A 12,970-nucleotide genomic window follows, 5' to 3' on the forward strand; every position below is an offset into this window, starting at 1 on the left:
ACAAAAAGACTAAGATTATGGTTCAGCAAAGACAACTTGATGACTTCTAATATATGACCTTCCATAATCGTAGTATATTCTGCTTTGATTCCTATTTGTTTCCCCAAATAACCATTCAGTTTAAGTACAGACACTACCTATGTCCCTGTATCAATCCGTGTCACTCGTACTGCCTGATCTTTTTACGTGCGCGATGGCATCGAAGCGCTAAATAGCGAGTGATCTCCCTATTATTTCATCTGCTCTGATTTCGGATAATCATCTGGATCTACCACAGATACTTTCCACGTACCGACATCTGTTTGCGTTATCCTGACTGGTTGGTCCTTTACATGACCATTCTCATCAACCAATCCAAGCGCCCGAAGTTCGCTCTTCGGGAGTACAACACCGCCCGACGTACGACCAACTTGTGTCAACTGATGGATCGGCATGGCTACGTTTTGAACTGGTCCTGAATCTGTTTAAACATTGGTCTCACCAGTACGAGACTATGATATTCCCGACCGCTATCACTCGCTCGAGCGACCCATCTGAGCATGGGTGCAGACAACCCGCCACCGACTGACGAGAAGACTCTCGACGATGTCTACCACGACCGAAATCTGCTCGCGATCGCCTTCGCGAGGGCGATGCGACTCACCTGGGGACCGGACACCGCGGGCTGGTACCGCCACGACGACTGGCCGGTCGTCTGGGTCGACACCCCAGCCGGCCAGAAGTCGTGGCACGTCACGCCCGACCTCGAGGATGTCCTCGAGCGGTCATCGATCCAACAGACTGACCAGAGGGCGGCTACGGCGGCCACTCTCGGACACGCAAGGACTGCCGGCTGGCCCGCCACATCACCGGTGCCTACGAATGACCGAGTGAATCGAGTTCGGATCGAAAGCGGCGGCCACCCAATTCCGAGACGAGTATGCGGAGCACCTCGTCGTCGGGGCTGCCGTCGGTCGCCTTCACGTCGATCAGTTCGAGGAAGTCGACTGACTCCTCGTCAGTGGGTTACGCGACGGGGGAGGCCGCCGGCCGAGGTCTGGGTTGTCATACGCCCACCGCAGTGGGGACAGTGCCGGCTCACGCGACCCACCTCTCAGCTATGGGATTCGCAAGACGGCGCGGACCCCCAACAAGATCCTTGTTCCACTCAGAATTCGCGGCCGTCTCGAGCGGGGTGAAATCGCAAGACGGCGGGCTATTCGGTATCTACTGTACGTCGACGAGGAAGGAAGTCCGCCCTCCCCGATTTGAACGGGGGGCAAGTCGATCTACAGTCGACTGCTCTACCAGTCTGAGCTAAGGGCGGGCGCACTCAAACGTAGCCGCCGTGGTACACATAAGGGTTATTATTCGGGACGAGGGGGAACGTGTCAGCGACCGTGATCAGCAGCATGATTGATATAGCAGGCGTGATAACACGGGAGCAACTCGCCAATGAGCAAGATCACGTTCCGCGCCGACGACGATCTCGTCGAGCAACTCGAGGAGCTGGACCGCTCCAAGAGTGAAGCGATGCGGGAGGCGCTGCGCTCGTATCTCGAGTCCGACGGAACGGCGCGGAGCGGTGGGGATCGGAACTGCGACACGGAGGGCGCAATCGACGAACTGGTTCGGAAACGGGTCGACGAACGACTCGAGGCCCGATTGCGTGAACTCGGACTCGAACGTGTGGACGCACGAACACCGTCGACGGATCCACAAGCTGTTACCGTTACCGTCTCGCTCGAGGGGGAACCGCGGTCCGACGAACGCGCCGATCGCGGGCGCACGCGCGAGACGGTAGTGACTCAGCCGACCGACGACGGAGAGCGGGCGCGGACTCACGAGCCGTCGGACACACCGCCCGGCGACGGTGACGTTCAGTGTAACCAGTGTGGCGACCAACTCGAGGGGAACCACGTATACTGTCCCAACTGCGGCGAAAAGGCCTCGCGGCGGTTGTTCTGTGACTGCGGCGACGAGGTCCGTTCGGACTGGTCGTTTTGTCCCGGGTGCGGTCGTCGGACGCCGGCGGCGGACGTTCTCGAGTCCGACAATCACCAGTACTGACCGGTGTAAGACACTGAAAGTCAGACTCGGCGAAAGTTTTATTATCCAAGCCGGACATCCAATTATTCGCGTAAGACGGATTGTCTTACACCCGTCGAAAAGACGGAAAATCGCCCGATGTCGGGCAGTTCCGTCGTAAGACACGCCGCGTCTGACAGGGGCGCGCCACCGTCTTACCCAACGGGGAATACAACCATGGAGCGTGTGACACTGCGAATCCCGAAACAGCAGATCGAGGAAGTAGAGCAACTGGTCGACTCGGGCGAGTTCCCGAACCGGAGCGAAGCGATCCGGTCGGCCGTCCGTGAGATGATCAACGAGCAACAGGACGGACCCAGCGAACAGTCCGGTAAACGCAACTGGGCCAAGGTGTAACGATGCAGGATATCGTTCAGGACGCCTTAGAGAACGCGGAGGAAGAGGCCCGGGAGATGGACGCCCCGATGGACGACGACGAGTTCGGGGAGCCACGAATCGTCATCGTCGGCTGTGGCGGTGCCGGTAACAACACCATCAACCGGTTGTACAACATCGGCGTCGACGGTGCCGACACCGTGGCGATCAACACGGACAAACAGCACCTCAAGATGATCGAGGCCGACACGAAGATCCTCGTCGGTAAATCGCTCACGAACGGGCTCGGAGCCGGCGGCGACCCGTCGATGGGCGAACGCGCGACCGAGATGGCCCAGGGAACGATCAAGGAAGTGCTGGGCGACGCGGATCTCGTCTTCGTGACCGCGGGGATGGGCGGCGGGACCGGCACGGGTGCCGCCCCCGTCGTCTCGAAAATCGCCAAAGAGCAGGGTGCGATCGTCGTCGGGATGGTCTCGACGCCGTTCAACGTCGAGCGCGCCCGCACGGTCAAAGCCGAGGAAGGCTTGGAGAAGTTGCGTGATCAGGCCGACTCGATCATCGTACTGGACAACAACCGACTGCTCGATTACGTCCCGAACCTGCCGATCGGGAAAGCGTTCTCGGTGATGGACCAGATCATCGCCGAGACGGTCAAGGGCATCTCGGAGACGATCACACAGCCGTCCCTGATCAATCTGGACTACGCCGACATGTCCACGATCATGAACCAGGGCGGCGTCGCGGTGATGCTCGTCGGCGAGACCCAGGACAAGAACAAGACCGACGAAGTCGTCAAGGACGCGATGAACCACCCGCTGCTCGATGTCGACTACCGCGGCGCGTCGGGTGGCCTCGTCCACATCACCGGCGGTCCCGACCTCACGCTGAAAGAGGCCGAGGGCATCGCCGACAACATCACCGAGCGCCTCGAGGCCTCGGCGAACGTCATCTGGGGCGCCCGTATTCAGGAGTCGTACAAGGGTAAGGTGCGTGTCATGGCCATCATGACCGGCGTTCAGAGCGCACAGGTGCTTGGTCCGACGACCCAGAAGCAGGCCGACAAGTCCCGCCAGAGTATCGAGGGCGTGACCGAGGCCGACTTCGACGCGAGCAAGAACGTCGAGACCGGCAGCCCCGAGTTCGGCGCACAGAGCGACGGCGGCCGCGACGAGGTCGAGCGACAGAACGGCGTCGACGTGATCCGGTAATCACGATCGACCGGACGGTCCCGGCACGACCACACGACCGACACACCACCGTCGTGCCGGTCACCTCTCGAGTTCACGATCGCGTTTTGTCGACGCCCGACTCGGCAGTGGTGACGCTTGGCTCGGACCCCGAGCCGGGCCACCGATACCGAGAAGGTGTCGTATCCGGTTTTCAGCGTATCGTTCGCCGAACCGGCCGTTTACGACCGTATACGGCTAAGGGAACGCATACGTCGAGGCACTCGCTCGGCCGCGACTGACGGATTACCGGGGCCGGACTCGAGAGCATCGACGAATGGAGGCGAGAACAGGACGAGAACGGGAGTGGCGTCAGACCAGGGCCTCGAGCAGCGAGCACTTCCGGCACACGTCTCGCGTGGTCGTCGACCCGCACTCGACGCAGTTCTGTAGGTCGGCCCCGTCGTCGCCGGCGTACTTCTCGGCGGCGATCGTCGCGAGTTCCTCGTACCCGGAGAGGATCGAATGGCGAGTGCCGGGATGGTTCTCCTCCAGGTCGTAGAGGAGTTGCTGGATCTCGCCGCGGTACGCCTCGCTGGCGTGGGGACATTCGGTGATGTGAGCGGGCAGATCGTTGAGGTGAGCGTAGAGGGCGACCTCCTTTTCCGGGACGTCCCGCAGCGGTTTCGCCCGCGGGACGAACTCGTCTTGCTCCTCGCGCTCGGAGAGGGGGCCGAGGCTGGCATCGAAGTGTTTCGCCATCTGTTCGACGTCACCTTCGAGCACGTTCATCAGCGCGGTCTGGGCCTCGTCGTCGAGATTGTGCCCGGTGAGAAGGAGATCGGCCTCGAGTTCCTCGGCGTATTTCGAGAGAAGGTCCCGCCGGAAGACTCCGCAGTAGGCACAGGCGGCCATGTTCTCGGGGTCGTCCTCGACGACATCGTCCATCCGGACGCCGAACTCCTCCTCGTAGCTGACGAGTTCGTGGCGGATCTCGAGGGCCTCGCAGAGTTCCACACAAGCCTCGACGGACTTGTCGCGGTAGCCTTCGATCCCCTCGTGAATCGTCAGCCCGACGAGTTCGATGCGGGGGTCCTCTGCGAACGTGTCGTGGAGGATCCGCGTGAGGACGACGCTGTCCTTGCCACCCGAGAGGCCGATCACCCAGGTTTGGGGGGTTTCGGGCGTCGCGTCGTGGGGAACGAGATCGTCCCGGCGGACTCGACGGCGCACCCGCTTTTCGACCGATTCGCGGAAGTGATCCGCACAGAGGTGTGCCCCGGAGTAGGCGGCGTGCATGACCGCCTCCTCGTCACAGCGGTTACAGTCCATTAGCGGTTCGTTGTCGGTCGCCGCCAATCACGGTTTCGTCTGGCGGAGACGACCGACGGCGTCCGACAGGGTCTGCGGTGCGGTTGGCCGCAGTCAACGCGCCGAGCGAGGCTGGTGTCGGACGGACCCGGGCGAGCGGGTTCAAGCGGGAGCCGATTCCCGCTCCTCGACGGCCGCGGAGCCGTTCTCGAGGGCGGCAAGCAGGCGATCGACGTAGTGGTCGCGAGCGGCCGAGGAGAACAGTTCGTGGCCGCCGTTGTAGAGGACGACGTGTTCGGCGGGCACCCGCTCGCCGATCGGCCGGAGGCTGACGACGGGATCGCGCAGCGAACAGAAGACGACCGCGTCGTGGTCGATTGTCAGGAGTTCGTCCTGTGCGCGACGGGTCTCACGGACGAACGCCGGCGAGACCCACGACGGCGTCGTCTCGATCTGGTGGTCCGTCGTCCGCTCGCCCAGCGCATCCTCGTCGAGGTCACCGATCGGGAGACACGGGAACGTCGTCGGGAGGGGCGACACCGCATCCAACAGCGACTCCGGGAAGTTCTCGCCGTATCCCCACCACGGGCTCAGGTAGACGTGGTTGTCCGCGCCGTCCAAAGCCTGCGCGACGAGCGCCCCCGCGCTGTGGCCCAGCAGCTGGTACGTCCCGAGATCGCGGACGTACTCGGCGACGGGCTCGAGCCAGTCGGCTTTGAAATCGTCGATATTCGTGGGGAGTTCGAACGCGTGTACGCGGTAGCCGGCATCGGTCAACTGTCCGATGAGCCAGCTGACGTTTTCGTGAGTCCAGCGGTTGCCCCAGCCCATGACGAAGACGAGATCCTCGTCGCCGTCCGCGTTGAAGATCCGGTGTCGCATAGGATTCCGTTCATCGGGAACCGATAAAAAACCTGATCTCTTACTGCGGCGCTCGAGACGGTCGCGGCGTCGTGGCAGTGCGACCGCGACTGCCGCGGGCACGACGCCGCGGAACCGCTGACGCATGTCGCGATCGGCACTGGGAAACGTCTTTGCGCGTCGACGCCCAAGGGAGCCCAATGACCGGATTGGCCCGCAGTGACGCGGTCGATCGCCTCGCGCGGATCGTCGAAACCGTCGCGACCGAGCGGATGCCGGTCCCGGTCCGCGAGGTGTGGGCCGTCGGCGATGTCGCGCTCGGTCTCGATCCCGTCGAGCGCCTGGACGTCTACGTGACCAAGGACGTCCTGCTGCGCGACGACAGCGAACCGACCGACGCGAGCGCCGACGGGGACGAGTCGGACGAACGGGACCCGAATGCCCGGTTCCGCGAGTCCCACGGCATCGAGGGCGTCGGAAAGTCCGTACGGGCGGACTGGGCGACCGAGTTTCCCGACTATCTCCGGGCCAATGCGAACGGCCACGCCGCGCCCGAACGGTGTCTCGCCGCACACCTCCTCACGGACGACGAACCGGTCCATCTCGAGGTCTGTAACTCGTCGTTCGAGGACAACGTTACACAGCGGCTGCGGGGTGCACAACTGCGCGAGGACTACACCCAGTTGCTCGATCCGCGCGGAGTCTGTCTCTGGGCCGAGGGGACCAGAAGCGACGAGGCGTTTCGGAAGCTCCGAGCGGGCGACTTGGCGCTGCCGACGCTGTCGGCGGCCCTCGAGATGCTCGGGCTGGACGACGACGAGGCCGAGACGGCGGCCCGCGAACTCCACGCCTGGCGCGACCGACAAGACGGCGTAACGGTTCGTGGAGACGTCGTCTAAGATTGCCGTCGGAGTCGACGGCTGATCCATACCCGTGCCGCTGTCGTGGACTCCTCAGTGGATATCGGTCCGGCCGAACCACAGTTGGCTCGCGACGAGGAAAGCGAGCGTCATCGCGACGAGAATCCCCGCCCCGGCGAGATCGTAGCGTCCCTCGAGCAACACCGCGTTCGGGTCGTAGTAGCGCATCGGCGCGATCGCACCGATCGTCTCGGCGTCGGTGCCGGTGAGCAGCGACTCGGACAGGAAGAGTACGAACGTGACCCCGAGCGCAACCCGCTGAGCGATCGCCGCGCGATCGAAGACGACCGACGCGAGCAAGCCGATCCCGGCGCAGGCGAACAAATAGGGGATCGACAGCACGTGGACCGCGAGCACGTCCGCGACGGCGAGGGGGTGGTCGATCAGTCGCGCACCGACGACGACGACGACCGGCGGCAGGAGGTTCGCACCGAGGATCGGCACCGCAATCGCGGCGAACCGCTCGGCGACCAGCCGCCGCCGGGAGAGCGGCATCGAAAGCAGGACGTCCATCCGACCGCGATCGACATCGTCGGCGATCGTGCCTGCCGTACTGTAGGCCAGATACAGGCCGAGCATGATGACCCATCCGAAGGTGTACAGCTCGAACGAGAGGAACCCACCCAGACTCGTCATCGTTTGGACGCCCATCACCTGTAGAATCGGGTCGGGATAGGCGGCAAGCAACTGGTCGAGGTCGACTTCGGCCTCGAACGACGGGTAGACCCAGATGACCATCGCGGCGAGCGCGGACAGCCCGACCGAGAGAGCGATGCTTCCGCGAACGCGGCGTCGGCCGTCGTACCATGTCAGTTCAAACATCGCCGCTCCCACCCCGGTCGGTACCGGCCGCCGCCTGCTCGGTCGCGGCCGGTGAATCGGTGGCATCACCGCCGTAAAACCGCATGAACACGTCCTCGAGCGGCGCTTCCTCGATCGAGAGGTCGACCAGTCGGTACTCCCGGATGGCCGCGAGCAGGGCGTTGATGTCGCCGGTGAACGTAAAGACGTATTCGGCCCCGTCGCTCGGGCCGGCCCCGCCGTTGGACTCGAGCCCGTGAACGCCGTCGACCTCGAGCGAGCGAATCGGAATCGGCTCGTCGGCGTGGAGTCGGACGAACTTGCCGCTCCTGTCCAACAGCGATTCGACGGGTTCGACCGTGACCAACCGTCCGTCACGAATGATCCCGACGCGGTCACACAGTTTGCGGACCTCGCTCAGGATGTGCGAGGAGAAAAACACCGTCACCTCTGCGTTCCGTTCGGCTCGGACGAACTCGTTGAACCGCTGTTGGAGCAAGGGGTCGAGCCCGCCGGTCGGTTCGTCCAAGATCACCAGGTCGGGATCGTGCATGAACGTCGTCACCAGTCCCAGTTTCTGTACGTTTCCCCGCGAATACTCCCTGATCTCGCGGTCGAGCGGTGGGTCGAACAGCGCGAGCAACTCCGCGCTGCGCTCGTCGCCCTTGAGCGACGCGTGCAGGTCGAGGATCTCGCGACCGGTCGCCGTCTCGTCGAACGCCGGATCGTCAGGGAGGTAGCCGAGTCGGCGTTTGGCCTCGAGTAGTTGCGCCTCGTCGGTCACGTCCCGGCCGAGCAGCCGGATCGTTCCGGCGGTCGGGGAGAGCAGTCCGAGTACCGTCCGGATCGTCGTCGTCTTCCCCGCGCCGTTCGGGCCGAGGTAGCCGAAGACCTCGCCGCGCTCGACGGCGAACGTGACGCCGTCGTTGGCGCGCACCTCGCCATAATCCTTGGTGAGCCCCTCGAGTTCGATCGCTGCCATACCGACCCCGTCGACGGCCGGCCGTATGTAACCGGGCGTCGATCCACCGTCCTCTGCTCGAACCGGACGGACGCAGTCGACTCTCAGTTCGCGCCGACTCGGACCCGTTACGGGACGATCTGAGTAAGGATCGTCGACTCGATCTTTCGCAGGTGGCCGCCGACCGTCCCCCCGGTACAGCCCAGTTCTTCGCCGATGTCGTCGTGGGTCACCGCTCGCGGAACGTCGTAGTACCCCATATCGACGGCGGTCCGGAGGATCTCCTGTTGGCGGGCGGTGAGCTGGGAGAACAGCCGGCCCGTGCTCGGTTCGTATCGCCCCGTCTTGAGAAGTTTGAGCCTGATCCCGTCGGGAACGTCCGGAACGGCCGCCTGAAAGCTCTTCACGTCACCGATCATCGTGACCCGCAGGCCGCCACGGCGCGTGAACTCGAGAGGGGTATCGTAGATAAATTCGAACTCCCTCAGCATGCTCAACAGCCCGACGAGGCGCTCGTGAGCCTCGAGATGGACGTAGGCGTGGTGCTCGCCATCGGCGCTCGAGAGTTGGAACTGGTTGACCATCGGCGACTCCGACAGAATCGACTCGAGCACGGTTCGCTTCCCCGAGAACCGGTAGAGTACGACGATCGTCTCGTCGGCGAGGAGGTTGACGTTATGGAGGAGTTCACGCGTCACATCGGGATGGTCCGCGATCCGCCGATCGAGCGGGTGCAGTCCCTCGTCGTCGGGGATAATAACGCATTTCGCGTATCTCATTGTCCGACAGTCACGACATCGTACGCGTATTTTTCAGTATCGTTCACCATATATTTGTCCGACAGGAACGTACGATCTCGGTACAGCAGACCATGCTCCTGTCGGTTCCTGTCCGCTTCGTTCGCATGCTCCGACACGAACCGTTCTTCGCAATAGGCGTTCCCCCGCGTTTCCACGACTCTTTATACCAGTTGGGATGGCGATCCGTTCACTACCCCCTCGAGCGACTGTCGTGGCTTCCCGATCGAACCTCATCTATTCCCCCCGTAATATTTCCCCACGGTCGGTTATAAATGCCCCCGTATACAAGGAGGAAAAATGATCCGAGGTCGTGTTGGGTGTGCACTTGTGACGTTCGAAATGACTCCGCAATATCGAAGCGGACACGGCGTGAAATCGGCGAATAGGACGAAAGCGGCCGAACCGATCGTCCGGGGGTGGGTTTAGTATGTACCGCCGAAAGCGACTCGCGGTCGGGACCTGCGCCTCGTTTCTGGTCGTCGCCATGGTCGGTCTCGTCGTCCTCTCGTCGGGGACGGCCTACGCGACGGCGATGGCCACCGCTGAGGGCGGCGGCTTTACCGTCACGGCCGACGAGATCAGGTCGGACGAGTTCCTCCTCTATCCCAGCGTCGGGGAGAACACCGAGGGGACGACGCCGGTCGCCGTCGTCGAACAGCGCGGCGTCGAGATCGACGGCATGGTACTGAGCGGGGAGAAGTCCATTCCCCTGATCGACGGTTCGATGGAGATCTCGTTCGCCGCCGACGAGACGGTCAAGGCCGACGAGCAGTACATCAAAATGACCAACTTGCAAGCCGAGGAGGCGACGTTCAACGGACAGGTCGTCAACGCTCAAGCGAGCGACAATCCGGAAAAGCAGTTCCAGCAGACCGCCGGCGAGAACGCCGATCCCGAGGACGGCTACCTCACGGACATCTCCGCCGACAGTCCCGGAATGGTGCAAAAAGACGTCGAAATGGATGCGGTGTACCTCGCCTCCAACGAGATCACACTCCCCGGTCTCGACGTCGACGTGGAGTACCACCCCGACGGGTGATCGTCCATGTCGTCCGAAAGCGGCCAGAACGAGTCCGAGACGCTTCCCGCACGGGTTCGCCGGTGGATCGGTTCCCGATGGAGTCGGTTCAACGCCTGGCGGAGGGGACGGCCGTTCTTCGGTGGCCTCCTGCTGTGCCTGGCCGGCCTCCTCATCACGTGGGTGCCGATGCGAATCCTGCCGGATATCGCCTTCATCGGCGGAGAGATGACCGGCTTTCTCGCGATCGGTGCTCTCTTCGGCGTGTTCGTCTTTCTGTCGGGACTCTACGCGCTGTCGAGGCCCGCTCGAGCCCATGGAGCCGGCGTCGTCGGGATCATCCTGTCGATCTTCTCGCTGTTCGGCTCGCTCGGCGGGTTGCTGGTCGGCATGCTGCTCGGCATCGTCGGAGGGAACCTCTGTATCGCCTGGAAGCCAAGGGACGACGCCGTCGACGAGGCCGTCTCCGAGCCGAGCGTGATCGACAAAGCGGCGGCCCGGATCAACGCGGGGTTCGCTCGCCTCGTCGGCACGGTCATCCTGGGCTGTCGCGCGGGCCTCGAACGCATCAAGCGGCGGGGGGCCGACGAGTGAGGTCAGGAAGAACGCGACCGACGGACTGCCCCAACGTATGATCCGGACCGGTACGCTCGCCGTCGTGTTGGCGGTTGCTCTCGGTGGGGCCGTGGTCGGACCGATCCACGTTGCCGGTCAGACCGACGAGCGAGCCCTCACGGTCGACCTCGACGGGATCGATGGGGCGACCGTCTGCGTTCAGCAACCCACGCCGGATACCAACCGCGTCGTCGTCCGAAGTGGGGGCGAGAACGTCACGATCTACCTCGACGAAACCGGACGCGTCGAACTCGAGGAGACACGGTCCGCAGCGGGAACCATCGTGTTACGGACCGATCGGCGAAACGAGACGCTCAACGACCTCGCGGCGGCCGAGGAGTGTTTCACAGCTCAACGAACTGATGTCGTTGTCGATGTCCGCTCGGTCGAGTTGCGCAACCTCGCCGTCACCGGGTACGGCGTCGAGGTCGGCCCGCAACGCGATATCCCCACACCCGTCCCGTTCGATCCACCGTACGAAAGCGACGGCCAGGGCGGTAACGAGACTGACAACCAAGGTAACGAAACCGACAACCAAGGTAATGAAACCGATCACCGACCCGGGGAGAACGATCGGCAGGGCAACGAAAGCGATGGCGACCATCCGGATAGCGAACACGACAGTTCCCCAGGTGACTCGGTCGGCGACTCCCCGTCGAACGACTCCGAGAGCGAGCACTCGAATCCCGACAGTGACCGGGCGGAACCCACGACCCCGTCGAATACCGACGACACCGGCGAGACCGGCGACACCGAGACGCCGGCGCGCGAGCGAGCGACTCGCGACGTGACCAATGACGAACGGGCACTCGAGCCATGAGTGACCACGAGGAGACACGGCAACCCGTCGCGACGGTCGACACGGGGCTCGTCCTCCGAGCCGCCGCCGTCGGGGCGTTTATTTCACTCTCCTCGGTTCTGGTGCCGCTTTTTGCGCGGATCGGCGGCGGCGTCGTCGCCGGGGGTATCGCCGCGTACGCCGCCGGCCGGATGGCGACCGGCCTCGCGTACGCGGTGACCGCGAGCGCGCTCGCGGGCGGCCTCGCGGGCTTCTTCATGACGTTTGTCGGTTCCCTCTTCGGACTGTACACCGAACCGCCGCTGTTCGTGTTCGCCTCGATCGGGCCGCTCAGTCCGGGGCTCTCCGGACTCGGTCTCCCGAGCGTCGTGTTGCTGGCCATCGTCTTCTCGCTGCTGACCGCCGTCGATGGACTCATCGGCGGTCTGATCGGCAGCGGACTCCGGTTGCTTCGCCCGTGGTGACGGGTCGACGCGTTCCGACCGGCGAAACGCGGTCGCGCTCGTCCGAACTAAGGACGGCGGCCGACGGTGACGAAGAACGGCACCGCTTCGGTGCGGCGATACTCCCCGGCTTCCATCTGCTCGATGACCGTCCGTCCCATCTCCCGCCACGATCCGCGGAGGTCGTCGTACTCCGCCTCAGTTAGCGGCCCCGAAAGCATCGTCTCCCGATCGTCGGCCAAGCCCGCACCGGTCGCCTTCCGACGGGCCGCGACCAGCGCCGGCTCGCCGTAGGGCGGTTCGATCGTCCGGACATGGTCGTACCGACGGGTCTCGCTTACCTCGAGACCCGCCGCCTCGAACGCCTCGCGAGCGTCGGCCCCGAGCGCGACGTCCGTCGGGACGCCGTCGAGATAGGCCCGCCGCGCGCGGCGCTCGAGGCGGCCTTCCGCGTCGACGCTCGAGTCGATCTCGACCGCGGCGTTGTCGGGTTCGACGGCCGCCACGAGGTCCGTGGAGACGCGCGCGAACTCGGAAACGGCGGCCGCGGGCTCGGGCAGGTTGATCAGTAACGCCTGACAGACGACGAGATCGAAGGCGTCGTCCGGGAAAGGGAGTTGAAAGGCGTCGCCGGCGACGACCGGGACATGCTCGCCCGCGGCCGCGAGCAGGTCGGGATCGGCATCGCAGCCGATCACCTCGCCCGACGACTCCGCGGCGAGGACGCGGCTCAACTCGCCGGTCCCGCAACCCACGTCCAGAATCCGGTCGTGGGCGTCGAGGGCCAGCGGCTCGAGCGCCGCGCGGGAGTCGGCCCACATTCCCTCGCGGGTCCGACTGAGGTAGGATTCGGAAAACTCGCGCACGGT

14 protein-coding genes, 1 tRNA gene and 1 pseudogene are annotated in these 12,970 nt (G+C 64.0%); 9 read left to right on the plus strand and 7 right to left on the minus strand.

Features of this window, described 5'->3' with window-relative positions; translation table 11 throughout:
- Nucleotides 1-539 precede the first annotated feature (539 nt).
- A pseudogene (locus FGF80_RS19535) lies at nucleotides 540-865 on the plus strand (hypothetical protein).
- A gap of 367 nt (nucleotides 866-1,232) precedes the next feature.
- Here FGF80_RS19535 and FGF80_RS06600 read toward each other — a convergent pair.
- A tRNA-Tyr gene (locus FGF80_RS06600) sits at nucleotides 1,233-1,306 on the minus strand.
- A gap of 128 nt (nucleotides 1,307-1,434) precedes the next feature.
- On the opposite strand from FGF80_RS06600, the gene FGF80_RS06605 reads away from it, so the two are divergent.
- The 3 genes from FGF80_RS06605 to ftsZ all read left to right on the plus strand — a co-directional run bounded on the left by FGF80_RS06605 (nucleotide 1,435) and on the right by ftsZ (nucleotide 3,614).
- The gene (locus FGF80_RS06605) at nucleotides 1,435-2,049 is read left to right on the plus strand and encodes a ribbon-helix-helix protein, CopG family (protein ID WP_138652918.1); all 615 of its coding nucleotides are present in this window, start codon (nucleotides 1,435-1,437) and stop codon (nucleotides 2,047-2,049) included.
- A 195-nt stretch (nucleotides 2,050-2,244) separates the two neighbouring features.
- Nucleotides 2,245-2,424: a ribbon-helix-helix domain-containing protein gene (locus FGF80_RS06610; protein ID WP_006185704.1), complete on the plus strand. Its 180-nt coding sequence runs from the start codon at nucleotides 2,245-2,247 to the stop codon at nucleotides 2,422-2,424.
- 2 nt (nucleotides 2,425-2,426) lie between these two features.
- A complete protein-coding gene (ftsZ, locus tag FGF80_RS06615; RefSeq protein WP_006185705.1) occupies nucleotides 2,427-3,614 on the plus strand; it encodes a cell division protein FtsZ in 1,188 nt (395 codons plus the stop codon).
- Between the two features lie 330 nt (nucleotides 3,615-3,944).
- On the opposite strand, the gene ncsA is transcribed toward ftsZ, so the two are convergent.
- Entirely contained in the window at nucleotides 3,945-4,904 is a 960-nt protein-coding gene (gene ncsA, locus FGF80_RS06620; RefSeq protein ID WP_138652920.1) for a tRNA 2-thiolation protein NcsA, read from the minus strand.
- A 141-nt stretch (nucleotides 4,905-5,045) separates the two neighbouring features.
- Nucleotides 5,046-5,765 (minus strand): alpha/beta fold hydrolase, encoded by a 720-nt coding sequence (locus FGF80_RS06625; protein ID WP_138652922.1) that lies wholly within the window; start codon nucleotides 5,763-5,765, stop codon nucleotides 5,046-5,048.
- A gap of 179 nt (nucleotides 5,766-5,944) precedes the next feature.
- Between FGF80_RS06625 and FGF80_RS06630 the strand changes: the two genes are divergently transcribed.
- Nucleotides 5,945-6,643, plus strand: a complete 699-nt coding sequence (locus FGF80_RS06630; protein ID WP_006185708.1) for a DUF7095 family protein — start codon at nucleotides 5,945-5,947, stop codon at nucleotides 6,641-6,643.
- Between the two features lie 54 nt (nucleotides 6,644-6,697).
- Here the strand turns inward: FGF80_RS06630 and FGF80_RS06635 are convergent, their stop codons facing one another.
- The 3 genes from FGF80_RS06635 to FGF80_RS06645 form a co-directional block, all read right to left on the minus strand.
- On the minus strand, nucleotides 6,698-7,486 hold the full coding sequence (locus tag FGF80_RS06635) for an ABC transporter permease subunit (protein ID WP_006185709.1): 789 nt from the start codon (nucleotides 7,484-7,486) through the stop codon (nucleotides 6,698-6,700).
- On the minus strand, nucleotides 7,479-8,447 hold the full coding sequence (locus FGF80_RS06640; protein WP_006185710.1) for an ABC transporter ATP-binding protein: 969 nt from the start codon (nucleotides 8,445-8,447) through the stop codon (nucleotides 7,479-7,481). The genes FGF80_RS06635 and FGF80_RS06640 overlap by 8 nt, the downstream gene beginning before the upstream one ends.
- A gap of 107 nt (nucleotides 8,448-8,554) precedes the next feature.
- A complete protein-coding gene (locus FGF80_RS06645) occupies nucleotides 8,555-9,205 on the minus strand; it encodes a helix-turn-helix domain-containing protein (protein ID WP_006185711.1) in 651 nt (216 codons plus the stop codon).
- Between the two features lie 448 nt (nucleotides 9,206-9,653).
- Here FGF80_RS06645 and FGF80_RS06650 point away from each other — a divergent pair, with 448 nt between their 5' ends.
- From FGF80_RS06650 to FGF80_RS06665, 4 genes are read left to right on the plus strand one after another with little or no spacing between them, the layout of a single operon-like run.
- Nucleotides 9,654-10,265 carry a DUF6230 family protein gene (locus FGF80_RS06650; RefSeq protein WP_006185712.1) on the plus strand — a complete coding sequence of 204 codons (612 nt, stop codon included), beginning with the start codon at nucleotides 9,654-9,656 and terminating at the stop codon, nucleotides 10,263-10,265.
- A 6-nt stretch (nucleotides 10,266-10,271) separates the two neighbouring features.
- Nucleotides 10,272-10,838 carry a DUF6114 domain-containing protein gene (locus FGF80_RS06655; RefSeq protein ID WP_138652924.1) on the plus strand — a complete coding sequence of 189 codons (567 nt, stop codon included), beginning with the start codon at nucleotides 10,272-10,274 and terminating at the stop codon, nucleotides 10,836-10,838.
- A 37-nt stretch (nucleotides 10,839-10,875) separates the two neighbouring features.
- The gene (locus FGF80_RS06660; RefSeq protein ID WP_138652926.1) at nucleotides 10,876-11,679 is read left to right on the plus strand and encodes a hypothetical protein; all 804 of its coding nucleotides are present in this window, start codon (nucleotides 10,876-10,878) and stop codon (nucleotides 11,677-11,679) included.
- Nucleotides 11,676-12,122, plus strand: a complete 447-nt coding sequence (locus FGF80_RS06665; RefSeq protein ID WP_138652928.1) for a hypothetical protein — start codon at nucleotides 11,676-11,678, stop codon at nucleotides 12,120-12,122. The genes FGF80_RS06660 and FGF80_RS06665 overlap by 4 nt, the downstream gene beginning before the upstream one ends.
- Before the next feature lie 47 nt (nucleotides 12,123-12,169).
- Here the strand turns inward: FGF80_RS06665 and FGF80_RS06670 are convergent, their stop codons facing one another.
- Entirely contained in the window at nucleotides 12,170-12,967 is a 798-nt protein-coding gene (locus FGF80_RS06670; protein WP_006185716.1) for a class I SAM-dependent methyltransferase, read from the minus strand.
- Nucleotides 12,968-12,970 lie beyond the last annotated feature (3 nt).

The organism is Natrinema pallidum (genome assembly GCF_005890195.1).
GTDB classification, from domain to species: domain Archaea; phylum Halobacteriota; class Halobacteria; order Halobacteriales; family Natrialbaceae; genus Natrinema; species Natrinema pallidum.

Coding starts and splice junctions, on each gene's coding strand:
- FGF80_RS06605 (WP_138652918.1), top strand. CDS start 1,435: ATGAGCAAGATCACGTTCCGCGCCGACGACGATCTCGTCGAGCAACTC.
- FGF80_RS06610 (WP_006185704.1), top strand. CDS start 2,245: ATGGAGCGTGTGACACTGCGAATCCCGAAACAGCAGATCGAGGAAGTA.
- ftsZ (WP_006185705.1), top strand. CDS start 2,427: ATGCAGGATATCGTTCAGGACGCCTTAGAGAACGCGGAGGAAGAGGCC.
- ncsA (WP_138652920.1), bottom strand. CDS start 4,904: ATGGACTGTAACCGCTGTGACGAGGAGGCGGTCATGCACGCCGCCTAC.
- FGF80_RS06625 (WP_138652922.1), bottom strand. CDS start 5,765: ATGCGACACCGGATCTTCAACGCGGACGGCGACGAGGATCTCGTCTTC.
- FGF80_RS06630 (WP_006185708.1), top strand. CDS start 5,945: ATGACCGGATTGGCCCGCAGTGACGCGGTCGATCGCCTCGCGCGGATC.
- FGF80_RS06635 (WP_006185709.1), bottom strand. CDS start 7,486: ATGTTTGAACTGACATGGTACGACGGCCGACGCCGCGTTCGCGGAAGC.
- FGF80_RS06640 (WP_006185710.1), bottom strand. CDS start 8,447: ATGGCAGCGATCGAACTCGAGGGGCTCACCAAGGATTATGGCGAGGTG.
- FGF80_RS06645 (WP_006185711.1), bottom strand. CDS start 9,205: ATGAGATACGCGAAATGCGTTATTATCCCCGACGACGAGGGACTGCAC.
- FGF80_RS06650 (WP_006185712.1), top strand. CDS start 9,654: ATGTACCGCCGAAAGCGACTCGCGGTCGGGACCTGCGCCTCGTTTCTG.
- FGF80_RS06655 (WP_138652924.1), top strand. CDS start 10,272: ATGTCGTCCGAAAGCGGCCAGAACGAGTCCGAGACGCTTCCCGCACGG.
- FGF80_RS06660 (WP_138652926.1), top strand. CDS start 10,876: ATGATCCGGACCGGTACGCTCGCCGTCGTGTTGGCGGTTGCTCTCGGT.
- FGF80_RS06665 (WP_138652928.1), top strand. CDS start 11,676: ATGAGTGACCACGAGGAGACACGGCAACCCGTCGCGACGGTCGACACG.